This window comes from Rhizobacter sp. Root404 (assembly GCF_001425865.1).
Lineage (GTDB): Bacteria > Pseudomonadota > Gammaproteobacteria > Burkholderiales > Burkholderiaceae_C > LMDS01.
The window spans coordinates 200,033-224,107 of record NZ_LMDS01000004.1; the positions used below are offsets into that span (position 1 = coordinate 200,033).

At 70.4% G+C, this 24,075-nt stretch carries 22 protein-coding genes; 13 read left to right on the top strand and 9 right to left on the bottom strand.

Annotation, left to right across the window (positions count from 1 at the left end):
• Positions 1 to 96: 96 nt before the first annotated feature.
• Complete coding sequence (locus tag ASC76_RS05490) at positions 97 to 3,741, top strand: response regulator (RefSeq protein ID WP_056463703.1); 3,645 nt, start codon at positions 97 to 99, stop codon at positions 3,739 to 3,741.
• 74 nt (positions 3,742 to 3,815) lie between these two features.
• Positions 3,816 to 6,716: an aconitate hydratase gene (locus ASC76_RS05495; protein ID WP_056463706.1), complete on the top strand. Its 2,901-nt coding sequence runs from the start codon at positions 3,816 to 3,818 to the stop codon at positions 6,714 to 6,716.
• Positions 6,717 to 6,720: 4 nt separating this feature from the next.
• Here the strand turns inward: ASC76_RS05495 and ASC76_RS05500 are convergent, their stop codons facing one another.
• Both ASC76_RS05500 and ASC76_RS05505 read right to left on the bottom strand, forming a co-directional pair.
• Complete coding sequence (locus tag ASC76_RS05500; RefSeq protein WP_056463709.1) at positions 6,721 to 7,068, bottom strand: arsenate reductase; 348 nt, start codon at positions 7,066 to 7,068, stop codon at positions 6,721 to 6,723.
• Between the two features lie 4 nt (positions 7,069 to 7,072).
• Entirely contained in the window at positions 7,073 to 7,588 is a 516-nt protein-coding gene (locus ASC76_RS05505; RefSeq protein WP_056463712.1) for a hypothetical protein, read from the bottom strand.
• Between the two features lie 84 nt (positions 7,589 to 7,672).
• On the opposite strand from ASC76_RS05505, the gene ASC76_RS05510 reads away from it, so the two are divergent.
• From ASC76_RS05510 to ASC76_RS05520, 4 genes are read left to right on the top strand one after another with little or no spacing between them, the layout of a single operon-like run.
• A complete protein-coding gene (locus tag ASC76_RS05510) occupies positions 7,673 to 8,662 on the top strand; it encodes an MBL fold metallo-hydrolase (protein WP_056463715.1) in 990 nt (329 codons plus the stop codon).
• A complete protein-coding gene (locus ASC76_RS05515) occupies positions 8,659 to 9,450 on the top strand; it encodes an SDR family NAD(P)-dependent oxidoreductase (RefSeq protein WP_056463718.1) in 792 nt (263 codons plus the stop codon). The genes ASC76_RS05510 and ASC76_RS05515 overlap by 4 nt, the downstream gene beginning before the upstream one ends.
• Entirely contained in the window at positions 9,447 to 9,671 is a 225-nt protein-coding gene (locus ASC76_RS25670) for a GNAT family N-acetyltransferase (protein ID WP_162247059.1), read from the top strand. Before ASC76_RS05515 ends, ASC76_RS25670 begins: the two co-directional genes overlap by 4 nt.
• The gene (locus ASC76_RS05520) at positions 9,640 to 10,128 is read left to right on the top strand and encodes a GFA family protein (protein WP_056463721.1); all 489 of its coding nucleotides are present in this window, start codon (positions 9,640 to 9,642) and stop codon (positions 10,126 to 10,128) included. Before ASC76_RS25670 ends, ASC76_RS05520 begins: the two co-directional genes overlap by 32 nt.
• A 4-nt stretch (positions 10,129 to 10,132) precedes the next feature.
• On the opposite strand, the gene ASC76_RS05525 is transcribed toward ASC76_RS05520, so the two are convergent.
• Positions 10,133 to 10,594: a MarR family winged helix-turn-helix transcriptional regulator gene (locus tag ASC76_RS05525; RefSeq protein WP_056463724.1), complete on the bottom strand. Its 462-nt coding sequence runs from the start codon at positions 10,592 to 10,594 to the stop codon at positions 10,133 to 10,135.
• A gap of 55 nt (positions 10,595 to 10,649) precedes the next feature.
• Between ASC76_RS05525 and ASC76_RS05530 the strand changes: the two genes are divergently transcribed.
• From ASC76_RS05530 to maiA, 4 genes are read left to right on the top strand one after another with little or no spacing between them, the layout of a single operon-like run.
• Positions 10,650 to 11,189, top strand: a complete 540-nt coding sequence (locus ASC76_RS05530) for a PaaI family thioesterase (protein WP_056466920.1) — start codon at positions 10,650 to 10,652, stop codon at positions 11,187 to 11,189.
• Positions 11,190 to 11,191: 2 nt separating this feature from the next.
• Positions 11,192 to 11,581, top strand: coding sequence for a lactoylglutathione lyase (gloA, locus tag ASC76_RS05535; RefSeq protein WP_056463727.1), 390 nt, complete (start codon positions 11,192 to 11,194; stop codon positions 11,579 to 11,581).
• A complete protein-coding gene (locus ASC76_RS05540; RefSeq protein WP_056463730.1) occupies positions 11,581 to 12,879 on the top strand; it encodes an MFS transporter in 1,299 nt (432 codons plus the stop codon). Before gloA ends, ASC76_RS05540 begins: the two co-directional genes overlap by 1 nt.
• 18 nt (positions 12,880 to 12,897) lie before the next feature.
• Positions 12,898 to 13,575: a maleylacetoacetate isomerase gene (gene maiA, locus ASC76_RS05545; RefSeq protein ID WP_056463732.1), complete on the top strand. Its 678-nt coding sequence runs from the start codon at positions 12,898 to 12,900 to the stop codon at positions 13,573 to 13,575.
• 13 nt (positions 13,576 to 13,588) lie between these two features.
• Here maiA and eda read toward each other — a convergent pair whose 3' ends face one another.
• The 3 genes from eda to ASC76_RS05560 all read right to left on the bottom strand — a co-directional run bounded on the left by eda (position 13,589) and on the right by ASC76_RS05560 (position 16,633).
• Positions 13,589 to 14,215 carry a bifunctional 4-hydroxy-2-oxoglutarate aldolase/2-dehydro-3-deoxy-phosphogluconate aldolase gene (gene eda / locus ASC76_RS05550; RefSeq protein ID WP_056463735.1) on the bottom strand — a complete coding sequence of 209 codons (627 nt, stop codon included), beginning with the start codon at positions 14,213 to 14,215 and terminating at the stop codon, positions 13,589 to 13,591.
• Positions 14,216 to 14,231: 16 nt separating this feature from the next.
• On the bottom strand, positions 14,232 to 16,049 hold the full coding sequence (edd, locus tag ASC76_RS05555) for a phosphogluconate dehydratase (RefSeq protein ID WP_056463737.1): 1,818 nt from the start codon (positions 16,047 to 16,049) through the stop codon (positions 14,232 to 14,234).
• 104 nt (positions 16,050 to 16,153) lie between these two features.
• On the bottom strand, positions 16,154 to 16,633 hold the full coding sequence (locus ASC76_RS05560) for an OmpA family protein (RefSeq protein WP_056463740.1): 480 nt from the start codon (positions 16,631 to 16,633) through the stop codon (positions 16,154 to 16,156).
• A gap of 42 nt (positions 16,634 to 16,675) precedes the next feature.
• Between ASC76_RS05560 and ASC76_RS05565 the strand changes: the two genes are divergently transcribed.
• On the top strand, positions 16,676 to 17,281 hold the full coding sequence (locus ASC76_RS05565) for a gamma-glutamylcyclotransferase (RefSeq protein WP_056463743.1): 606 nt from the start codon (positions 16,676 to 16,678) through the stop codon (positions 17,279 to 17,281).
• A gap of 11 nt (positions 17,282 to 17,292) precedes the next feature.
• Here the strand turns inward: ASC76_RS05565 and ASC76_RS05570 are convergent, their stop codons facing one another.
• Complete coding sequence (locus ASC76_RS05570) at positions 17,293 to 17,940, bottom strand: NTP transferase domain-containing protein (RefSeq protein ID WP_371262084.1); 648 nt, start codon at positions 17,938 to 17,940, stop codon at positions 17,293 to 17,295.
• A gap of 170 nt (positions 17,941 to 18,110) precedes the next feature.
• On the opposite strand from ASC76_RS05570, the gene pdxH reads away from it, so the two are divergent.
• Complete coding sequence (gene pdxH / locus ASC76_RS05575; protein ID WP_056463749.1) at positions 18,111 to 18,746, top strand: pyridoxamine 5'-phosphate oxidase; 636 nt, start codon at positions 18,111 to 18,113, stop codon at positions 18,744 to 18,746.
• Between the two features lie 18 nt (positions 18,747 to 18,764).
• On the opposite strand, the gene ASC76_RS05580 is transcribed toward pdxH, so the two are convergent.
• On the bottom strand, positions 18,765 to 22,589 hold the full coding sequence (locus tag ASC76_RS05580; protein ID WP_162247060.1) for a DUF748 domain-containing protein: 3,825 nt from the start codon (positions 22,587 to 22,589) through the stop codon (positions 18,765 to 18,767).
• Between the two features lie 64 nt (positions 22,590 to 22,653).
• On the bottom strand, positions 22,654 to 23,166 hold the full coding sequence (locus ASC76_RS05585; protein ID WP_056466923.1) for a cupin domain-containing protein: 513 nt from the start codon (positions 23,164 to 23,166) through the stop codon (positions 22,654 to 22,656).
• Between the two features lie 101 nt (positions 23,167 to 23,267).
• Between ASC76_RS05585 and ASC76_RS05590 the strand changes: the two genes are divergently transcribed.
• Positions 23,268 to 24,071 (top strand): YdcF family protein, encoded by an 804-nt coding sequence (locus ASC76_RS05590; protein ID WP_056463755.1) that lies wholly within the window; start codon positions 23,268 to 23,270, stop codon positions 24,069 to 24,071.
• Positions 24,072 to 24,075: the final 4 nt, after the last annotated feature.

Here is a 24,075-nt window from a genome sequence, read left to right on the forward strand (position 1 = left end):
GCGAACAACCAGGGTGAATCTGCAGGAGACCGACGCCCGCGCCGGCCGCGTCATCTCTGGATCCTGACCGGAGCGTGGACGCTGGCGATTGCCGCGATGTCGTACTGGTGGCTTCAGGACCGACTCGCCGAGCATCGCGAGCGCACGGCCGCCACGGCCGCCGTGCGCCTGACGGGCGTGAAGGACACCCTGTCGATCACCTTCCGGCAACTGGCCGCGCTGCCGCTGGACCTGTCGCACCGCCGGCTCGTGCCTGCCTTCGTCGGCGGATCGCATGGGCCGAACGCAGTTTCCGAGCAGGTCGAACTGCAACAGACCCTCGATCGGATCGCGGCCGATTTCGGCATCCCGCTGGCCGCGTTCATCGACCGCACCGGCACGCTGGTCGCGATCAACGGGAGCGCACGCAGCGCGCGCGCCGCGATCGAAGGCAACTTCGCGAAGCGCGACTACTTTGTCGAGGCGATGGCCAGCGGCGCAGCGGTGCAGTTCCTGCTCGGCCGGGCGAGCGGCGTGCCGGGGATGTACTTCGCCAACCGCGTCCTGAACGACGGCCAGCCGGTGGGCGTCGCGCTCGTCAAGCAGGACACCGAACGTCTGAACCGCCTGCTCAGCGACACCGACGGGGCGCGCGTGTTCGTCACCGACATCAACGGCGTGGTCGTGCTGTCCAACCACAACGACCTGATGCTCAAGCGCGTGCCGGGCGCCCCGCCCCGCCCCGACGCGCTCTGGCAGGAGGTCTACCAACGCGTGCCTCCGGCGCTGGACTGGACGCAGGGGCGACTCGGCGACGCCGTGCACGGTCCGATGTTCACGCAGGTCGCCGGCATGCGCCACGTGACGTTGTCGTCAGCACTGGGCGACCTCGCGCCGCTGAAGGTCTGGGTGCTCGAGCCGCTGGACGAGGAAGCGCCCCTGACCCACAGTGCGTGGACCGGCGGCCTGCTGCTGTGGGCCGTCGGCTGCCTGCTGATCTGGCTGAGCTGGCGCCGCCTGCAGTCGGTCGACGCGGCGTTGCAGGCGCGTCGCGACATCGTCGAGCTCGCGCAGGCGCTGCCGCTGACGGTGTTCCGCTACACCCGCCCGGCGCGCGGCGCGCCGCGCTTCGCGTTCATCGGGCGCGGCGCGCAGGATCTGTTCGGCGTGCCGCCGGAACAGATCGAGCGTGATCCGACGCTGCCCTGGCGCCTGGCCGGCACCGGCGATGCGCCGCCCACGCTGCCGCAGGAGTTCCGCGTCCCGGCGGACCCGGCCGGCGAGCGCGGCGGCCGCTGGGTGCTGGCCGACAGCTCGCCGCGCGGGGAGGCCGACGGCGGCACGACCTACAACGGCTACTGGCTCGACGTGACCTCGCGGCGCGAGACCGAGCTGCGCTTCGCCGCGTTGTTCGAGCACGCCCCGACCAGCTACCTGTTCTTCGATCCGCAACGCGGCATCACCCACTGCAATCCGGCCGCGCTGAAGCTGTTCGGCACGAGCGACGCGCAGTTGCTGCTCGGCCGCGTGCCGTGGTTCCCGGGGCTGTCGGCCGACACCCAGGCCGATGGCCAGCCGAGCCGCGACCGCGCGCTGGCCGACCTGCGCGCGCACACCGCGCGCGGCGACCGCGTGCACAGCTTCGAGTGGCGCTTCCGGCGCCTGAACGGCACCGAGTTCGACGCCGACGTGAACGTGATCGCACTCGAATGGGCCGGCACACCGGAGTTCTGCGCGGTGATCCAGGACATCACCGCACGCAAGCAGCTGCAGGCCGCGACCGAGCGCGCCCGTGCCGCCGCCGAGGCGGCGAGCCAGACCAAGTCGAGCTTCCTCGCCAACATGTCGCACGAGCTGCGCACGCCGATGAACGCGATCATCGGGATGACCCACCTCGCGCTCGAGGACGGCCTGCCGGACAAGCAGCAAGACTATGTCGAGAAGGCGCACAGCTCGGCCCGCAACCTGCTGCAGATCCTGAACGACATCCTCGACGTGTCGAAGATCGAGGCCGGGCAGATGGCGCTTGAGCGCATCGACTTCGAGCTCGAATCGGTCGTCGGCGAAATGGCCGACGTGCTCGGCCTCAAGGCGGACGAGAAAGGGCTGGAACTGCTGTTCACCGCTGCGCCCGATCTGCCGCGCCGGCTGATCGGCGACCCGACGCGCCTTCGCCAGGTGCTCGTCAACCTCGGCAGCAATGCGATCAAGTTCACCGACGCCGGTGACGTCACGGTCGGCATGGAAGTGACCCACCAGGACGCCGACGTGATCGAGATGCACGGCTGGGTGCGCGATACCGGCGTCGGGCTGTCCGCCGAGGAGATCTCGCGGCTGTTCCAGCCCTTCGTGCAGGCCGACAGCTCGACGACGCGCCGCTTCGGCGGCACCGGCCTGGGCCTCGTGATCAGCCGCCAGCTGGTCGAGCGCATGGGCGGGCGCATGTGGGTGGAGAGCACGCCGGGTGTGGGGTCCACCTTCCATTTCACCGCGCGCTTCGGCCGCAGCGCGCCGCGGGCGCCGGCGCGCGCCTGGATGGCCAACGAACTGCGCGGCCGCCGCGCGCTGCTCGTCGACGACAGCGCCGCCGCCCTCGACGTGCTCGGCGGGATGCTGGAGGCGCTCGGCGTGGTGGTCGATCGCGCACAGAGCGGCGAGGAGGCGCTGGCCATGCTCGCCGAGCGACCGGCCGACTACACCTGGTTCCTGATCGACTGGAAGATGCCCGGCATCGACGGCGTCGAGTGCGCGCGGCGGATTCTGGCGCGCCACCCGCAGCTCCATCCCTGCATCCTGCTGGTGACCGCGTTCGCTCGCGACGACGCCGTGCGGGCCTGCGCAGGCCTGCCGCTGGCAGGCGTGCTGCACAAGCCGGTGACGCCATCCAGCCTGCACGACGCGCTCGTCCAGGCGCGCCGGCAGGAGCCGCCGCCGGTGATCGCGCGCCGCGCGACCGGCACGCCGCCGCTGTCGCTCGCGGTGCGCCAGCGCCTGGCCGGTGCCCGCGTGCTGCTGGCCGAGGACCACCCGCTGAACCAGCAGCTCGCCTGCGAACTGCTGCGGCGCGCCGGGATGGAGGTGGTCGTCGCCAAGGACGGCCGCGAGGCCCTGGACAAGCTCGCGACCGAGGGCCCGTTCGACGGTGTGCTGATGGACTGCCAGATGCCGGTGATGGACGGCTACACCGCGACCCGCGAACTGCGCGCACGGCCCGAGTGGCAGAAGCTGCCGGTGATCGCGATGACCGCGAGCGCACTGACCGAGGATCGGGAACGTGCACTCGCCAGTGGCATGAACGCCCACATCACGAAGCCGATCCATGTCGAATCGATGCTGCGCACGATGGCGCAGTGGATCGCGGTCCCGGGTGCGCCGGCCGGCGATGGCAAGACCGCGTCGGCCGCGCCGGTCGAGCTGCCGGACGACACCCCGATCGACGTCGCCGCGGGCCGCGCGTTCTGCATGGGCAACGACGATCTTTACCGGCGTTTACTCGAGGGCTTTCGCGACGCCGAGGCCAATTTCGTGGCCGAGGTCGGCGCAGCCCTGGCCGAGCAGCGCTGGAGCGACGCGCTGCGCCGCTCGCACGACATGAAAGGGCTGGCCGGCACGCTCGGCGCCCACGCGCTGCTCGCGGCGGCGCAGGCACTGCATACCGCGCTGGTCGCGCGCCAGGCCCAGCCGGCGCTGGGCGAGATGGAGCACGTCGCGGTCGCACTCGATCGGGTGCTCGCGCAGATCGACGAGCTCGCCCCGCGCTGAAGGAGCGCGCGTCACCGTCTGCTGACACAATGGTTCGTTCAGCCCAGCCGGCGTTTTTCGACGAGGTTCCCGCCATGCCCAAGACCAAGAATTCTTCGACCGCCAGGACCGCCAAACCCGCCGCGCATGCCTTCGCCGGCACGCGCAAATCGTTCCGCACCGCCTCCGGCAGGTCCGGCCAGCTCTATTCGCTGCCTGCACTGGCGAAGCAGTTCCCGACCGTGAGCCGGCTGCCGGTGTCGATCCGCATCGTCCTCGAATCGGTGCTGCGCAACTGCGACGGGGTCAAGGTGACGAAGGAGCACGTCGCCGAACTCGCGAACTGGCAGCCGAACGCCGAGCGCACCAACGAGATCCCGTTCGTCGTCGCCCGCGTCGTGCTGCAGGACTTCACCGGCGTGCCGCTGCTGGCCGACCTGGCCGCGATGCGCAACGTCGCCGCGGCGATGGGCAAGAACCCGAAGACGATCGAGCCGCTGGTGCCGGTCGATCTCGTTGTCGACCACTCGATCATGATCGACCACTACGGCAAGCAAAAGGGTGGACAGAGCGCGCTCGACCTGAACATGAAGCTGGAGTTCAAGCGCAACGAGGAGCGCTACCAGTTCATGAAGTGGGGCATGCAGGCCTTCGACACCTTCGGCGTCGTGCCGCCGGGCTTCGGCATCGTGCACCAGGTGAACCTCGAGTACCTCGCCCGCGGCGTGCACAAGACGGCCGACGGCGTCTACTACCCCGACTCGCTGGTCGGCACCGACAGCCACACGACGATGATCAACGGCATCGGCGTGGTCGGCTGGGGCGTCGGCGGCATCGAGGCCGAGGCCGGCATGCTGGGCCAGCCGGTCTACTTCCTGACGCCGGACGTGGTCGGCTTCGAGTTCACCGGGCGCCTGCGCGAAGGCGTGACCGCGACCGACCTGGTGCTCACCGTCACCGAGATCCTGCGCCGCGAGAAGGTCGTCGGCAAGTTCGTCGAGTTCTTCGGCGAAGGCACCTCCGGCCTGGCGCTGCCGGATCGCGCGACCATCGGCAACATGGCGCCCGAATACGGCGCGACGATGGGTTTCTTCCCGGTCGACGAGAAGACGATCGAATACTTCCGCGGCACCGGCCGCACCACCGCCGAGATCGAGGCCTTCGAGGCCTACTTCAAGGCGCAGGGCCTGTTCGGCGCGCCGCGCGCCGGCGAGGTCGACTACACCCGCGTCGTCACGCTCGATCTGGGCAGCGTGACACCGAGCCTGGCCGGTCCGAAACGCCCGCAGGACCGGATCGAGCTCGGCAACGTCAAGTCGCAGTTCGCCTCGCTGTTCAGCAAGCCGCCGGCCGAGAACGGCTTCAACCAGCCGGCCGCGCACCTGCTCACGCGCCACGTGGTGCGGGCCGAGGACGCGGCCGAGAAGGTCCCGCACGAAAAGCTTGCCGAGCCGCCGGGCGCGCCGCGCCAGGTCGTCGAGATGGTCGGCAACCGGCCGACGTTGGCGGCCGCGCAGTCGGAGGCCGCGTCGAAGCAGCCGGCGGTGGGCGACATGTCCCTCGGCAACGGCGACGTGCTGATCGCGGCGATCACCTCGTGCACCAACACCTCGAACCCGAGCGTGCTGCTGGCCGCCGGGCTGCTCGCGAAGAAGGCGGTCGAGGCCGGGCTGAAGGTGGCGCCGCACATCAAGACCTCGCTCGCGCCGGGCTCGCGCATCGTCACCGAATACCTCGAGAAGGCCGGGCTGCTGCCCTACCTCGAGAAGCTCGGCTTCAGCGTCGCCGCGTACGGCTGTACCACCTGCATCGGCAACGCCGGCGACCTGCGCCCCGAGTTCAACGACGCGATCACCAAGAACGACCTGATCTGCGCGGCGGTGCTCTCGGGCAACCGCAACTTCGAGGCGCGCATCCACCCGAACCTGAAGGCGAACTTCCTCGCCAGCCCGCCGCTGGTGGTCGCGTACGCGATCGCCGGCACGGTGCTGAAAGACCCGATGACCGAGCCCCTGGGCAAGGGCAAGGGCGGGCGCGACATCTACCTCGGCGACATCTGGCCCAGCAGCGACGAGGTGCATGCGCTGATGAAGTACGCCATGAACGGGAAGGCGTTCAAGGCGAACTACGACAAGGTCGCGAAGGAACCGGGCGCGTTGTGGGAGAAGATCAAGGGCGTCAAGGGCCAGGTCTACGACTGGCCCGGCTCGACCTACATCGCGCGGCCGCCGTTCTTCGACGACTTCACGATGGAGCCGAAGCAATTGGTGGCCGGCGTGCGCGGCGCCCGGGCGATGGCGCTGTTCGGCGACTCGATCACGACCGACCACATCTCCCCCGCCGGCTCGATCAAGGAGTCGTCACCCGCCGGCATCTGGCTCAAGGCCCACGGCGTGCAGAAGGCGGACTTCAACTCCTACGGCTCGCGCCGCGGCAACCATGACGTGATGATGCGTGGCACCTTCGCCAACGTGCGGATCAAGAACCTGATGATCCCGCCCGGCCCCGACGGCTCGCGCGAGGAAGGCGGCGTGACGCTGTTCCAGCCCTCCGGCGAGAAGATGTTCATCTACGACGCGGCGATGAAGTACATCGAGCAGGGCACGCCGACCGTGATCTTCGCCGGCGAGGAATACGGCACCGGCTCGAGCCGCGACTGGGCGGCCAAGGGATCGCAGCTGCTGGGCGTGAAGGCCGTGATCGCGCGCAGCTTCGAGCGCATCCACCGCAGCAACCTGGTCGGCATGGGCGTGCTGCCGCTGCAGTTCATCGGCAACGATTCGTGGGAGTCGCTCGGCATCCGCGGAGACGAACGCTTCGACATCCAGCTCGCCGACGAGATCGCGCCGCAGCAGCAGGCCACGCTGGTGATCCACAGCGACGGCGTCGCCCGCAAGGTGCCGCTGATCCTGCGCATCGACACGCCGATCGAGGTCGACTACTACAAGCACGGCGGCATCCTGCCGTTCGTGCTGCGGCAGCTGCTGGCGGCCTGAGCGCCTAGCGCCGCGACCAGTCCTCGGCGTCGAAGCCGACGGTAATCGCACCGTCGGGCCACTCGACGACCGGGCGCTTGATCACGCTGGCGTTCGCGAGCATCACCCTCTTCGCGCCCGCGGCGTCGACGACGGCGTCGCGCACCGATTCGTCGAGAGCGCGCCAGGCGGTGCCCTTGCGGTTCAGCACCCGCTCCCAGCCGGCGCTGCGCAGCCACGCGTCGAGCCGATCGGGCGGCACACCGGCCTTCTTGAAATCGTGGAACGCGGCGTCGTGGCCGTTCGCGGCCAGCCAGGCGCGGGCCTTCTTGACCGTGTCGCAGTTGGGAATTCCGTAGAGCGTGAGGGCCATCGCGTCAGTCCCGGCTGTTCGGGCCGTCGCAGGCCGGGTCGGTGCCGACGTTCGCCTCGACGACGCGGTGGTCGGCATCGGCGATCGAGACCTGGTACCAGACGCAGTCGCCACCGTCGAACCGGTAGTTCCAGACCTGGCCGCGCGGGTAGTTGACGCCGAACACCCACGCCGGGCGGCCGAAGCGCATGCGCACCTGCTCGGCCGTCATGCCGGGCGTGATGGTCGCGAGGTTCAGTTCGGTCAAGACCTGTTGCGAGGTCACCAGCCGGCCGCTGCGGTCGAAGTCCAGCATGTAGGTCTGCTTGCCGAACGAGCCCTGCGCGAACTCGAGCCGCGTGCCGCCATCGGGCAGCGCATATTCGCCGGTCGGCGCGAACAGCGCGCCGCGGGCCTGCGCGATCGGCGTGCCGGGCGGCAGGCCTCCGGGGGCCAGCGTGCCGCAACCGGCCAGCGCGGCGCAGGCCGCCAGCCCGCCGAGCCATGCCGCGCGGCGGCGTGGGAAGGTGTTGGGGTTCATCGTCGTCTCCACGTTCTGCGTTCGACGCATTCTGACCCGCCTCGGCCAGCCCGGTTCCCGACGTGGGCTCCATAGAATCGGTGCATGACCTCGACCACCTCCCTGCCCTTCGTGCGTCCGATCGAGCACGGCATCCATGTCATCGACACCGGCTTCCATCGGCCGGTGTTCGACGCTGCCTACCTGATCGTCGAGAACGGCCGCGCCGCCTTCGTCGACACCGGCACCAACGATACGGTGCCGCGCCTGCTGGCGGCGCTGGGTGCGGCCGGTCTCGGGCCCGACGACGTCGACTACGTGATCCCGACCCATGTGCACCTCGACCACGCCGGCGGCGTCGGTCTGCTGATGCAGCAGCTGCCGCGCGCGCAGCTGGTCGTGCACCCGATCGGCGCGCCGCACCTGATCGAGCCGAGCCGGCTGATGGACGGCGCGCGCGCCGTCTACGGCGCCGAGGAGGTGGCGCGCACCTACGGCGACGTGGTCGGCGTGCCGGCCGCGCGCGTGCTGCGCACCGCCGACGAGATGGTGCTGGACTTCGCGGGCCGCCCGCTGAAGTTCCTCGACACGCCCGGCCACGCGCGCCACCACCACTGCATCTGGGACGAGCGCAGCCGCGGCTTCTTCACCGGCGACACCTTCGGCCTGTCCTACCGCGAGTTCGACACGCCCCAGGGCGCGTGGATCATGCCGACGACGACCCCGGTGCAGTTCGAGCCCGATGCGCTGCGCCGCTCGATCGAACGCATGCTCGCCTATCGACCGGAGCGCATGTACCTGACCCACTACGGTCCGGTCACCGACGTGCCGCGGCTGGCAAGGCTCCTGCTCGACCAGCTCGACGCGATGGTGGCGCTGGCGCTCGCGCTGCCCGACGACGCCCGGCGCCACCAGGCGCTGATGGACGGCCTGGGCGCGATCCACCTCGCCAGCCTGCGCGCCCACGGCAGCGCGCTCGATGCCGAGCGCGTGGGCGAGCTGCTCGCGCTCGACAACGAACTCAACGCCCAGGGCATCGCCGTGTGGCTGAACCGCAAGAACCGCGAGAAGAAGACCGAAGGAGCCACCGCATGACCCACGCCGTTCATTTCCACCTCGAAGACCGGGTCGCGATCGTCACCGGCGCAGCGCAGGGCATCGGCGCCGCCTGCGCCGAGCGGCTGTCGCACGACGGCGCGGCGGTCGCGCTGTGGGACGTCGACGACGCGCGCGGCCAGGCGCTCGCCGACCGCCTCGTCGGCCAGGGCCGGCGCGCGATCTATGTTCACTGCAACGTGGCAGCGAAGGACGAGGTCGATGCCGCGTTGGCCACGACGCTGCAGGCCTTCGGCCGCGTCGACGCGCTGATCAGCAACGCCGGCATCTTCAAGGCCGCCGACTTCCTCGACATCACCGAAGCCGACTGGGACGCGGTGCTGGACATCAACCTGAAAGGCTCGTTCCTGGTCGGCCAGGCGGTCGCGCGCGCGATGGTCGCATCGAGGACACCGGGCACGATCGTCAACATGAGCTCGGTCAACGGGATCATGGCGATCCCGAGCATCGCCAGCTACAACGCCAGCAAGGGCGGCGTGAACCAGCTCACCCGCGTGATGGCGCTGGCGCTGGCCGACCACGGCATCCGCGTCAACGCGGTCGCGCCCGGCACGATCGCGACCGAGCTCGCGCAGAAGGCCGTGCTCGGCAGCGAGGAAGCGAAGGCCCGCATCATGAGCCGCACGCCGATGAAGCGCCTCGGCGAGCCGAGCGAGATCGCCGACGTGTGCGCGTTCCTGACCAGCAGCGCGTCGAGCTACATCACCGGCGAGATCGTCTACATCGACGGCGGTCGGATGACGTTGAACTACACCGTCGCGACGTGACACCGACGTCGCACTGCGCCCGATTCCAGCGCCGCGGGCTCGGCAGCGCGGTGCTGCAGCGACTCTTGAACGAAGCGCCGGCGAGCGTCAGAATCTTTCGGGTCGGCGCGCTGCGCGACAGCGATGCCAACCGCTTCTACCAGCGCCACGGCTTCATCGAGGTCTCTAACGACGAGTGGGACATTGCCTATGAACGACCCCGCCACCCTGCCCCCGGTTGAAGGCGGCTGCCTGTGCGGCGCGGTGCGCTACCTGGCCCGCCCGACCCACCGCGAGGGCTACTACTGCCATTGCCGGATGTGCCAGCTCGCGTTCGGCAACACGCGCGCCACGTTCATCAACCTGCGCCGGGACGAAGTGGAATGGACGCGCGGCGCCCCCGCGCATTACGCATCGTCAGCGTTCGCACAGCGGGGTTTCTGCGGGCGTTGCGGGACGCCGCTGAGCTTCGAATACCTCGATTCGCAGCGCATGGACCTGTCGGTGGGCAGTCTCGACGAGCCGGGCGCGTTCCGGCCGACATCGCATTTCGCGATCGAGACGCGCGTCGATGCGTGGCATCACGACGACGGCCTGCCTGGGCAGCGGCTGGACGCGTACGAGCCGATCATGGCGCGCTGGAAAGCGACCTACGGCGAGGACGTGCAACCCGGCGTCACTGCCGCGCGCGGCGACTAACGGGTCACTCGGGCGGCGGCTCGTTCATCGCCGCCAGGCACTCGTCGATCAGCGCGTGAAGGCGCGCCACGCGGGCCGCGCCGACCTGCTCGTTGAACGCCAACTGGGCCCGCTTCCATTCGCGCTGCGCCTCGACGCGCTTGTCGCGGCCGGCGTCGGTCGCGGTGACGAAGCGGCTGCGGCCATCGTCACCCGGGCCGACCTCGACCCAGCCCTGTGCCACCAGCGGCTGCAGGTTGCGCGTCAGGGTGGAGGCGTCCATTTCCATCGCGGCGGCCAGGTCGCCGGGGCGCACCGGGCCGAGGGTGACCACGTGCGACAGCAGCGAATACTGCGTCGTCTTCAAGCCGGCTGCGCCGACGATCTGATCGAAGTGCTGACTGACGCGGCGCGACAGCTGCCGCAGCTTGAAGCTGCTGCAGCCGAGCGGACTGGACGAGGCGCTACGAGGTCGTGTGGACATCATCTGATGATTGTAGCTACAATCTTTGCACCTGCAACTGATCCCCGGCATCCGCCCCATGAATCCGACCACCGATACCTCCGCCGTCCTGGCGCAATGGGAAGCCGACGAGGCGCTGCGTCGCCAGTCGATGTTCAAGAGCGGCGTGTCGCGGCCGGACCAGGTCGCCGGCCTGAGCGGCGCCCAGGTGTTCGAGAAGCTGCTGTCGGGCGAACTCCCGTACCCGCCGATCAACGACACCAGCGACTTCATCCTGGTCGAGTGCGCGCCGCTGCGGGCCGTGTTCCAGGGTCGCCCACAGCTGCGCCACTACAACCCGCTCGGCACCGTGCACGGCGGCTGGATCGCGACGCTGCTCGACTCCTGCGTCGGCTGTGCCGTGCATGTCTCGCTGCCCGCCGGCAAGTCCTACACGACCGCGGAACTCAAGGTCAACTACGTGCGCCCGGTGACCGAGAAGGTCGGCCTGGTGCGCGCGATCGGCGCTGTCATCCACCTCGGCAACCGCATGGCCACTGCCGAGGGGCGCCTCGTGGGGCCGGACGGCAAGCTGTACGCTCACGCCTCCACCACCTGCTTCATCTTCGACGCCCCCTGACCATGCGATTCCTCCACACGATGCTCCGAGTCGGCGACCTGCAACGCTCGATCGACTTCTACACCCAGATCATGGGCATGACGCTGCTGCGCCAGTCCGAGAACCCGTCGCAGAACTACTCGCTCGCGTTCGTCGGCTACGGCAAGAACCCCGAGCATGCCGAACTAGAGCTGACCTACAACCACGGCGTGTCGAGCTACGAGATGGGCACCGCGTACGGCCACATCGCGATCGGCGTGCCCGACGTCGCAGCGGCCTGCGAGAAGATCCGCCACGGCGGCGGCAACGTCACGCGCGAGGCCGGCCCGGTCAAGGGCGGCACCACCGTCATCGCCTTCATCACCGACCCGGACGGCTACAAGATCGAACTGATCGAACGGCCCAACATCTGATGCTTGCTCAAACCGTTTCCGGCTCGCTCGACCGCCGCGGCTTCCACTACGCCTGGGTCATCGCTGCCGTCACCTTCCTGGCGATGCTGACCACTTCCGCGGCCCTCGGGCTGCCGGGGGCGATGCTGCAGCCGCTCAGCAAGGAGTTCGGCTGGACCACCGACCAGCTCTCGTCGGTGTTCGCGGTGCGTTTCGCGTTGTTCGGCCTGCTCGGGCCGTTCGCGGCGGTGTTCATCGGGCGCTTCGGCCTGCGCACGATCATGGTCGCTGCGGCCTCGTTCATCGCCGTCGCGATGGTGCTCGCAACCCAGGTGACGCAGCTGTGGCAGCTGTTCCTGCTGTGGGGCCTGGTGCTCGGCTGCGGCACGGGCCTGACGGCGCTCGTGCTCGGCGCGATGGTCGCGAACCGCTGGTTCACGACCAACCGCGGGCTGGTCGTCGGCCTGTTCGCGGCGAGCACGGCGACCGGGCAGCTGATCTTCCTGCCGATCGCCGCGTGGATGATCGAGAACATCGGCTGGCGCTACGCGGTGATCCCGGTGTTCATCGCCTGCGTGGTCGTCGCGGCATTGGCCACGCTGTTCATGCGCGACCATCCCGGCAGCATCGGCCTGCGCGCGTTCGGCGAGCCCGCCGGCGGGCCGATCGAGGCGCCGCCGCCGCGCGCGACCCGGCTCAACTTCCTGGGTCCGTTCCAGGTGCTGGCCGAGGCCTCGCGCAACCGGACGTTCTGGATCCTGGCCGGCACCTTCTTCATCTGCGGTCTGTCCACCAATGGCCTGCTGCAGACCCACTTCATCTCGCTGTGCGGCGACAACGGCATGACCGCCGTGCCGGCCGCCTCGGTGCTGGCGCTGATGGGCGCGTTCGACCTGGTCGGCACCACGCTGTCGGGCTACCTGTCCGACCGCTACGACAACCGCAAGCTGCTGTTCTGGTACTACGGCCTGCGCGGTCTGTCGCTGTTCTGGCTGCCGTTCTCGACCTTCACGTTCTACGGCCTGTCGATCTTCGCGATGTTCTACGGTCTCGACTGGATCGCCACCGTGCCGCCGACCGTCAAGCTCGCCGCGCAGGAGTTCGGCAAGGAGAAGGCCGGCATGATCTTCGGCTGGGTGTTCGCCGCCCACCAGCTCGGCGCCGCGACCGCCGCCTACGGCGCGGGCCTGACCCGCACGCTGCTGCTGACCTACAACCCGGCGCTGTTCGCGGCCGGTGCGGCCTGCCTGCTGGCGGCTGCGGCGGTGCTGATGATCCGGCTGCAGGCCCGGCCGGCGCCTACACCGGTCGCCGCCTGACACAACGGAAAGCCCACCATGACCGACACCGCCCGCTTCGAACTGTTCTCCTACTGGCGCACCTCGGCCACCTACCGGGTGCGGGTCGCGTTCAACCTGAAGGGCATCCAGCCGCAGGAGCACAACGTCGACCTGGACGCCGGCGAACAGCGCGGCGCGGCGTTCCTGAAGATCAACCCGATGGGCGCGATCCCGGCGCTGGTCGACCATGCGCCAGGCGCGTCGACCACGCCGCTGACCCAGTCGCTCGCGATCCTCGAGTTCATCGACGAGATCCACCCTGCGCCGCCGCTGCTGCCCGCCGACCCGCATGGCCGCGCGCGGGTGCGCTCGATTGCCGCGATGCTGGCGGCCGACACCCACCCGCTGGTCACGCCGCGAGTGCGCAAGGTCCTGACGACTTCCGGCGGCTTCGACGACGCGGCCTGGCGCGCCTGGCAGATCCACTGGTTCACGACCGGCCTGCAGGCGCTGGAACAGCGCCTGGCCGGCGACCCGCAGACCGGCACCTTCTGCCACGGCGACACGCCGACGCTGGCCGACATCTGTCTGGCCAGCATCATCGTCGTGATGCGCGTGTTCAAGATCGAGGTCGCCGGCATCCCGACGGTGCTGCGCATCATGGCTGCGTGCGAGGCACTCGACGCGTTCGCGAAGGCGGACCCGATGCGTCAGGTCGGCGCGCCGCGCGCCTGACGCGCCCGCTCGCTCAGCGCCGCAGCGCGCTTGCCTCGCGTGCGAGCGTCGTGATGCGGGCCCAGTCCTTCGCCGCGACGGCATCGGCTGGCGTGAGCCACGAGCCGCCGCAGACCTTGACGTTCGGCAGCGCCAGAAAGTCGGGCGCGGTCGCGAGCGTGATGCCGCCGGTCGGGCAGAACACCACGTCGGTGAACGGCCCAGCCAGGGCCTTCAGCATCGGGATGCCGCCGGCCTGCATGGCCGGGAAGAACTTCAGGAAGAAGTAACCGTCGGCGTTGGCCTGCATCACCTCGCTGCCGGTCGCGGTGCCGGGCAGCAGCGGCAGGCCGATCTCGCGGCAGGCGTGGCCGATCGCACTGGTGTAGCCGGGGCTGACGGCGAAGGTGCAGCCGGCGTCTTTCGCGGCCTGCGCGTCGGCGGCGCTGCGCACCGTGCCGGCACCGAGGATCGCGTCCGGCACCGCCTTCGCGATCGCCTCCATGCACTGCAGCGCGATCGGGGTGCGCAGCGTCACCTCGAGCACACGCACGCCGCCGTCGACCAGCGCCTGCGCCATCGGCACGGCGTCCTCCAGCTGGTTGATGACGATGACCGGGATCACCGGGCCGCAGGAGACGAGTTCGAGCGTGTCGTTCATGGTGATGATCCAGAGGTCAGAGCCAGGTGCACGCGCCCTGCTCGGCGCTCAGCACGTTGCGCCGCATGCCGGCGAAGAGTTCACGGCCCAGGCCGTGGCCGTTGATCTCGGCCTGCGCGTCGGGCAGCACGGCCCGTTCGCGCGAGGCCCAGGTCGCGTCGTCGACCAACGCGGCCAGCGTGCCGGCGACCGCGTCGAGGCGGATCAGGTCGCCGTCGCGCACCTTGCCGAGCGGGCCGCCGTGCATCGCCTCGGGGCTCACATGGATGGCCGCAGGCACCTTGCCCGAGGCGCCGCTCATGCGCCCGTCGGTGACCAGCGCCACCTTGAAGCCGCGGCCCTGCAGCACGCCCAGTGGCGGCGTCAGCTTGTGCAGCTCGGGCATGCCGCAGGCGGCCGGGCCCTGGAAGCGCACGACCGCGACGAAATCACGCTCGAGCGTGCCGGCCTTGAACGCGGCGAGCAGTTCTTCCTGCGTGTTGAAGACGATGGCCGGGGCCTCGACGACGTGGCGGTCTTCCGGCACGGCCGAGACCTTGATCACCGCGCGACCGAGGTTGCCGGTCAGCAGCTTCAGGCCGCCCTCGGCGCCGAACGGCGCGTCCGCCGTGCGCACGATGCTGTCGTCGATCGGCGCGGCCGGCAGGTCGGTCCAGGTCAGGCGCTGGGCCGACGCCTGCTCGGGCACCTTGCCGTACTCGCGCAGACCGCCGGCGACGACGGTGCTCACATCGCCGTGCATCGCGCCGCTGTCGATCAGCTCGCGGATCACGAAGCCGGGCCCGCCCGCGGCCTGGAACTGGTTCACATCGGCCACGCCGTTCGGGTAGACGCGCGCCAGCAGCGGCGTTGCGCGCGACAGGTCGGCGAAGTCGGTCCAGTCGATCACGATGCCGGCGGCGCGGGCGACCGCGACCCAGTGGATCAGGTGGTTGGTCGAGCCGCCGGTGGCGAGCAGCGCGACCATCGCGTTGACGATCACGCGCTCGTCAACCAGCCGGCCGATTGGCATGAAGCCCGCGCCCTTGGTGATGCCGAGCAGCGTGCGCACCGACTCGCGCGTGAGCGCCTCGCGCAGTTCGGCGTGCGGATGCACGAACGCCGCGCCCGGCACATGCAGGCCCATCGCCTCGAGCAGCATCTGGTTGCTGTTGGCGGTGCCGTAGAAGGTGCAGGTGCCGGCGCCGTGGTACGCGGCCGATTCGGCCTTCAGCAGTTCGTCGCGGCCGACCAGGCCCTGCGCGTACTGCTCGCGGACCTTCGACTTGGCGGTGTTCGACAAACCAGTGCTCATCGGCCCGGCCGGCACGAACACGCACGGCAGGTGGCCGAAGTGCAAGGCGCCGATCAGCAGCCCGGGCACGATCTTGTCGCACACGCCGAGCAGCAGCGCGCCGTCGAACACGTCGTGGGTCAGCGCGATCGCGGTGCCCATCGCGATCGTGTCGCGCGAGAACAGGCTCAGCTCCATGCCGGCCAGGCCCTGGGTCACGCCATCGCACATCGCCGGCACGCCGCCCGCCACCTGCACGGTGGCGCCGAGCTGGTGGGCCTCGTCGCGGATCAGCGCCGGGAAGCCCTCGTACGGCTGGTGCGCCGACAGCATGTCGTTGTACGAGGTCACGACCGCCAGGTTGGGCGCGCGCTCGGCGACGATGCGCAGCTTGTCCGCACCGGGCAGCGCCGCAAACGCGTGCGCCACATTGGCGCAGCCCATGCGGTCGGCGCCGCGCGGGCGGGCGATGGCGGCATCGACGCGCGCCAGGTAGGCGCCTCGGGTGGCGGCGCTCCGCTCGCGGATGCGGGCGGTGACTTCGTTGACGGCTGGCTTCATGGCGGGCTCCTTCGTAACCACACCATCGATTTTCGAGTAACCGAGTTACATCGTCAAATCAATCGGTGCAGCACGCCCAGATCGGCACAGGCAAGGGCCGTGCCTCAGCGCAGCCGCATCTCAACGCGCCGCGCCGCACGGTCGTCGGCACCACCGGTGGTGACCATCGGCTTGTCCATCACGAGGCGGTCCGGCGCGACGCCGTTCGCCTCGAGGGCATGGCGCACCGCGAGGGCGCGCTGCTTGGCCAGTTCGGCGTTGGTGGCCGCATCGCCGCTGGCGTCGTGGAAACCGGAGATCAGCACCACCTTGCCGCTCTGCGCGCGGGCCGCGTCGGCGACCTTGACCAGCGTCTCCGATGCGTCCGGCGGCAGCGCGTCGGAGCCGAGCGCGAAGTAGATCCGGCCCTCGGGCTCGCCGGCGATCGCGGTCGCCACCGCGGTGGTGGTGGTGCTCGGCGGCTTGGCCGGCCCGCCCGTTCCGGCGCGGGCCGCGAGCAGCAGGACGCCGGCCACCACCAGCGCGATCAGTCCCGCCACCACCATCAGTGCGTAATTCTGGGTTTCGTCGTTTTGATCGTTCACAGGTCTCTCCTGCTGGGACGGTTTCCATTCTAGAGTCACGTCATGACGTCCCCGTTCTCGGCCCTGCACCTGCGCGACCCGCAACCGATGCTGGCGCAGGCGCTGCAGGACTGGGGCGGCGAGCACGATCTCTGGGTGTTCGGCTACGCCTCGCTGATCTGGCGGCCCGAGTTCGACGCCGACGAGCAGCGCGCCGCCGTCGTCCACGGCTGGCATCGCGCGCTCGAGATGCGCTCGCGGGTCAATCGCGGCACGCCCGAGTGCCCGGGGCTGGTGTTCGCGCTGGTGCCGGGCGGCTCGTGCCGAGGCATGGCCTATCGCATCGAACGCGCCCGTGCCGCGACCGAACTGGAGCGCCTGTGGGTGCGCGAGATGCCGACCGGCGTGTACGACCCGAAGTGGCTCGCCTGCCGCACCGCGCAAGGACCGGTGCGCGCGCTGGCGTTCACGCTCAGCCGGCGCAGCCCGGCGCACACCGGGCCGCTGTCGGATGCAGAGATGCTCGAGGTGCTGCGCTGCGCGACCGGCCGCTTCGGCAGCACGCTGGACTACCTGCTCGAAACCTACCGCTCACTGAAGCACTGCGGCATCCATGACCGCGACATCGAGCGCCTGGTCGCGCTGGCGCGCCATCACCGCCTGGCCTGACGCGCGGGCGGCTACCACCGCGGCGCGGGTGCGGCGACCGCGGCGCCGGCGCGACGCACTTCATCGAGATCGGCCAGCGTGTCCACATCGACCAGCACGCCCGGGTCGTCGACCTCGACGCCAACCGCCGGATAGCGCGCGATCAGGCGTCGCGCCCCTTCGTCGCCGCTGAGTTCGGCGAGCTCAGAATAGAGTTCGGGCGAAAAGCCGACCGGGTGGCCGCGCCTGCCCTTGTACTGCGCGTAGGCCACCGCGTGATGGTCCAGTTCGCGGGCGACCGCCTGCAGCGTGGTCGGCTGCACGCGCGGCATGTCGCCGGGCAGGATCAGCCAGCCGTCCGCATCCGGCCGCGCCGCCACGCCGCACGCGATCGAGTAACCCATGCCGAGTTGCGCCTGGCCCGGCGCACCGACATCGGGCAGCACGATCACGTCGCGCGCCGCGACGCTGCGCCGCGCGATATCGGCCAGGCCTTCGGTCGTGACGACGATGACCTGCAGGTGGCTCGCGATCGCATGCTGCAACGTGCAGCCGAAGACGGTCGTCGCGCCCAGGTGCTGCGCGAGCTTGTGCTCGGTGCCCAGAAAGCGGGACCCCTTCCCCGCTGCCAGCACGATCACCGCAGGCCGCCCGCCCATCGCATCCTCCCTGTGTTGCACGTTAGCGCTTGTAACCGGACGAATCTCACAATCTCCGGTTTTCGATGGCCCAAGAATGGGAGCCGGCACCGGTTTCAGGAAGTGGTGCCTTTACCTAAGGCCTACCCCGTACGTCGACGCGGTCGCGGCGGTCGTCGTGGCCGTCCGACGTGCCTTCCTATACTCGCCGCATGAACGACATCGCCAACCTGCGCAAGAGCTACGAGCGTGCAGAGCTCGACGAATCGGCTTCGTTGGCCGACCCCACGGCGCAGTTCGAGCACTGGCTGCACCAGGCGATCGAGGCGAAGCTGCCCGAGCCGAACGCGATGACGCTGGCCACCGTCGGTGCGAACGGGCGGCCCTCGAGTCGCATCGTGCTGATCAAGGGTGTGGATGCGCGCGGCATCGCCTGGTACACCAACTACGACAGCCGCAAGGGCCGAGAACTGGCGGCGCAGCCGTTCGCGGCGCTGCAGTTCCACTGGGTCGAGCTCGAGCGCGTGGTGCGGATCGAGGGCCGCGTCGAGAAGACCTCGGCCGAAGAATCGGACGCGTATTTCGCGACCCGCCCGCTCGACTCGCGCATCGGCGCCTGGGCCTCGCCGCAAAGCACGGTGATCGACTCGCGTGCGGTGCTGGTCGCGAACGCCGCGAAGATCGGTGCCCGCTACCTGATGAACCCGCCGCGCCCGCCGCACTGGGGCGGCTACCGGCTGGTGCCCGACACCTTCGAGTTCTGGCAGGGCCGGCCCTCGCGCCTGCACGACCGGCTGCGCTACAGGCTGGTCGACGGTGCCTGGATCCGCGAGCGCCTCGCGCCCTGACCCGCGTCGCGGGCCGGGTCAGTTGACGGCGAGCGAGAGCTGCACCCGCGGCGTCCAGCTCGCATCGTCCTCGCCCGATACGCGCAGCTTCGGCGCGGCCAGGAACAGGCGCTCGCTCGGCAGGCCCTTCGCGATCAGCGCATCGCGCACCGCGATGCCGCGCTGCAACGCGAGCTCGCGCATCGCCTCGGCGGTGACCGGCGCGCGCCCCTTCAGCAACGCCTCCATCTCGGGGCCCGGGATGTCCTTCGCGAAGCCGATCAGGTTGCGCGGCTTGTTCGGCAGATCGGTGTCCTTGTAGACCTCCTTCAGCAGCCGTGCGCGCTCTTCCGCGCCGAGCACGACCGGGGCAGGCGCCGCGCTGGCGGCGCCGCTCGCCGGCGCCGGCGCAACGGTGGCACCGTTGCGCAAGCCTTCGCGGCGCTGCTGGGCGATCAGGCGCGCCTCGAGTGCGGCGGCCTGGAACGCCTCGCGCTCCGAGTTCGGGTCGGCCGCGCCGGTCACCGTCATCTTCAGGCTCGGCCGGTCGGTCAACGCCTTCGCGACCTTGTCGATCGCGCCGGCGCCGCTGCCGGTGATCTGCGCGGTGCCGGGCTTGAATTCCACCAGACTCAGGTCATCGCCTCCGCCGCCCCCGCCGAGCAGCGCGAACGGCGACGTGATCGCCTTCGTCAGCAGGTTCACGATCACCTTCCAGATGATCGCGCCGACGCGGAACTGCGGATCGTTGACGCTGCCGCTGACCGGCAGGTTGATGTCGATCACACCGTTGCGGTCCTTCAGCAGCGCGACCGCCAGCAGCACCGGCAGCTTGGTCGCGTCCTTCGACTCGATCTTGTCGCCGAAGGTCAGCTGGTTCAGCACGACCTGGTTGCGTGCGTCGAGCTTGCCGTCGGCATCGATCTTGTAGGCCACGTCCATCGTCAGCTTGCCGCGCTCGATCGCGTAGCCGACGTACTTGCCGGCGTAGGGCGACAGCGGTGCGAGTTCGAGATCGGTGGCCTTGGCCTGGATGTCGAGCGCGAGCGGCTTGACCGTCGGGTTCACCTGGCCGCTGATCTCGAGCAGCGCGGTGCCGGCGGCGCGGCCGCGCAATGCGACCGTCGCCATCTCGCGGGTGCCGGAGCTGAACGCGCCGAGCGTGCCGTTCAACTCGGTCAGCGCGGCGCTGTAGTTCGGGCGCACGAAGCGGTCGGTGAAGTCGACGCGGCCGTTGGTCAGCGTCGTGCCGCCGATGCGGAGGTCCACCGGCAGTTCGCCCTCGGGTCGCTCTGCGGGGGGTGCACTCGCCGGCGCGGAGGCCACGACGGCCGACGCGGGTGGTGACGCGGGCGCCACGCCGCCCAGCGGCACGGGCTCGGGCGCCGAACCGGCCGCGACGTCCTGCAAGTTGAAGCGACCCTGTTCCGTGATCACCAGCCGTGAGTAGAAGTCGCTCAGCGCGGCCTCGCCGATCTCGATCCGCGGCCGCGCTTTCGGCTTCATCGCGACCTTCACACCCTTCAGCGCGAACGACTGCCAGCTCAGCAGTTCCTCGCCGTCCTGCACGCTGGCCGGCGCGCCCTTCTCGGGCAGCGTCGAGACGTGCACGTCGCCGAGCAACACGTCGCCGGCGGCGCTGGCGTCGAGGCCATTCGCAAGTTGACGAACGTCGAACTTGCCGACGTAGCCGACCTCGGCGCGCTGCAGTGTCAGCTGCGCCAGATCGGCGAAGTACGGCTTGAACAGCTGAACCGGCACACGCTCGACCTTCAGGTTGCCGTTGGCCAGCAGCGGCTGCAGGCCGACGCGGCCCTTGTAGTCGAACGTGCCGTTCGCGCGCTGCCGGTCGCGCGTGACGCCGCCGACGCGGCCGCTCAGCTGCACGCTCGCGGCGGGCACCGCGCGGTCGCCGTGCCACTCGACGTTCTGCATCGCTGCGCGCAGGTTGGCGACCTCGGCGCGCACCGGCTCGCTGACGCCGCGCCGCACGACCTCGTCGGCAAAGCGCACCTGCCCGCCGTCCAGCAGGAAGTCCTTGACCTGCACGCGCCACGGCGCGGTCGACGCCCCCGGTCGCGCGGGCGGGTCGGCGGGTCGCGACGCGGCCGGCTGGTCCACGACCCAGCGCTCCACGTTGAGGCGCCCCTCCCGGTCGCGGGTGACGTAGACGACCGGCTGCACCAGCTTGACGCTGCCGAGCGTCACGTTGCGTGCAAGCAGATCGACCTGCAGACCCGCGAGCGCGAGCTGCTTTAGCGCGACGGCATCGGGCGCGTTGCGTGCCGGCCGCGCCTCGCGCACCTTGAGGTCGTCGAGCGCGAGCTGGTCGACAGAGAGTTGCAGCCGCGGCGCATCGGCCGCGCCGGACCAATCGAGCCGCGCCTGGGCCGCGAGCTGGCCGGCCACGCTGGGCACCAGCGCCTGCGCCAGGTAGGGCGCGAACATGCCGAGCGAGAGCCGCGAGATCGACACGTCGAGCCTGGCGTCGTGGTCGGTCACCGGGCCCGCCGCCGTGAACTCGGCGAACGCGGTAGCGGCACTCGCCGCCGCCGCCGCCGCGCGCGGCGCGGTGCCCGACGGCGCGCTGCGCAGCGCGCCCTTGACCGACACGTTTACCGCCTTGTCCAGCGGCCAGCGCAGCTGCTTCGCGACGATGGACAGGCCATCGAGCTGCAGGGCGGCGGCGGGTTGCACGGCGGCGTCGGACCAGAGCACGCGCGCATCGGCGAGGTCGAGCGATTCGAGGCTGGCCTGCCACGCCGCCGGCGCCTCGGCGCGCCGCGCAGCCGCCGAAGCGGCCGAAGCTGCCGATGCCGCGGCGACGGACACCGGGGCGGACGCCGCCGCGCTCCCCGGCGTCGCGAGCCGCAGCAGGTTGATCCGCCCGGCAGCGTCGCGGCTCGCGTGGACGTGCAGGCCGTCGATCTTCAGGCTGTCGAGGCCCACCTTGCGCGCCAGCGGCTGCACGTCACTCAAGCGCAGGCTCAGCTGCCGCCATGCGGCGAGCGGCGCGCCGCCCGCATCGGTGAGCGCGAGATCGCGGGCGCCGACCATCCCCTTCAACGCGACGCTCGGCGCACTCCCCGGGGGGACGGAGAAGCTGAGCGCGATGTCCGCCGAGACACGCCCTTGCGTGACGCGCACCGGCAGCGACGCCGGCAGATAGGGCAGGTACGGCGCGAGATCCAGATCGGTCATCGCGAGCTTGAGGTCGCCCGCCCTGGTCTGCGCGAACGGCGTGGCCTGGGCACCACTGTCGAACGGCGTGCCGTTGAGCCGGAACGCGAGTCGCGGCTCGACCTTGACCTGCACTTGCGCCGGCAGATTGGAAATGAACGGCAACGTCAACTGCAGCGCATCGACGTTGTGCACGCGCTGCACCGGCCGGTCGTCGAAGCGCAGCTGCGCATCGCGCACCTGCAGGTTGTAGAGCGCGAAGCGCGCGGGTTCTGCATCCGGTTTCGCATCCGGCTTCGGCGTGAAGCGCGTGATCAGGTCGTCGATGTCGTAGTGCCCCTCGGCCGTTCGCGCCACGCGCACACGCAGGCCGTCGACGTCGAGCGCCTCGATCACCGGCGCCAGCCGGAACAGCGACGAGGTCGAGACGTCGGCGCGCAGCCGCCCGACCTTCAGCAGCGGCTCAGACGCCGGCGCGGGCCCGCCGACCGCCAGGTCCGACAGCGCGAGCTCCAGCGTCCACGGGTGGAAGCTGACGGCGCCGAGCGTCACCGGCCGACCGAGCGCCTCGCTGGCGCGCAGCGGCAACTGCCACTTCAGCAACGGCGGCACGGCCAGCCACACGGCGATCCACAGCAGCAGCACCGCTCCCACGACCCACGCCAAGCGCCTCAGCCAGACCACCACCATCCACCTCCTGCATCACCGGCCGCTTGCCGAGGGCGCCATCGTGTCACAACACGACGCCTCAGGGCTCGCCATCCCAGTAGTCCAGCTCGTCGGCCGCGCGGTGAACGTGATCGAATGAATGGGCGACGCCCTCGCGCGTACCGCGCGCCATCGCCAGGTACTTGCCCGAATCCGGGTACTCGACCACCTCGGGGCTCTCGCGCGTGCTGATCGACAGGTAGGTCAGCGGCCCCGCGGAGGTGTTGACGATCTGGTGCGGGTAGTCCGGCCCGGGCGGGATGAACACCACGTCGCCGGCGACGAGCGGGAGGATCTCGCCCGCGACCCGCAGGCTGCCTTCGCCGTCGAGCACGACGAACGCCTCCTCCTGCGCATAGTGGAAGTGGTAAGGGCAGCCGCGCATTCCCGGCGCGAGCGTGTCGACGCTGATGCCGATCTTGACGGCCGCGGTGCCGGTGCCCAGGCGCGCGCACAGCGTGTCGTAGAACGGCGCGCGCAGTTCGCGGTGCTTCTCGATCGTGTGGTGGTTGCGGATCAGTCGCTCGCGCAGTTGGGCGGACTTCTCGTTCATCGGCATCCTCGTGGTCGATCAGCGCCGGATGATGCGCCAAATGCCGCAAGACCCTGCTGCACAATCCCGGGCCGCCGCACCCTCCTGCCGACTTCCACACCGTGAACAGCCTCTTCGCCCTGCTCGACATCACTGCCTGGAAGCCGGTCGTCACGGCGCTGCTGCTGCCGCCGGTGCCGTTCCTGCTGATGATGCTGGTCGGTGCGCGGCTGATCCTGCCGCGGCGCGGGCTGGGCTGGTCGGTGGTGCTGCTGGGCGCGGTGCTGGTCTGGCTCAGCGGCTGCGTCGGCGCGGCGCAATGGCTGTCACAAACGCTGCTGCAGCCCCCGGCCGCACTGAGCGCCGCCCGCGTGCAGGCGCTGCGCGCGCCGTCGAACCCGTCGACCGCGATCGTCGTGCTCGGCGGCGGGCTCGAGCCGCTCGCGCCCGAATACGGCACCGGCAACCTCGCCTACGCGTCGCTCGAACGACTGCGCTACGGCGTCTGGCTCGGGCGCCAGACCGGGCTGCCGGTCGCGTTCAGCGGCGGTGTCGGCTGGGCCCAGCCCGATGCGATGCCCGAAGCCCGCATCGCCGCAACGATCGCCGCCGGCGAGTTCGGCCGCCCGCTCAAGTGGGTCGAGGACCAGTCGCGCGACACGCGCGAAAACGCCGACCGCACCGTCGCGCTGCTGCGGCCGGCCGGCATCCGCCACATCGTGCTGGTGACCCACGGCTGGCACATGCCGCGCGCGCTGCGCGCGTTCCGCAACGCGGCCGGGCCGGACATCCGCATCGAGCCGGCGCCGATGGGCCTGGCGCGCGGCACCGAACTGCCGGTGCTGAACTGGATGCCGTCGTCGAAGGGGCTGACCGACGTGCGCCATATCGTGCGGGAGTGGCTGGGCCGCGTCGCCGGGGCCTAGCGGG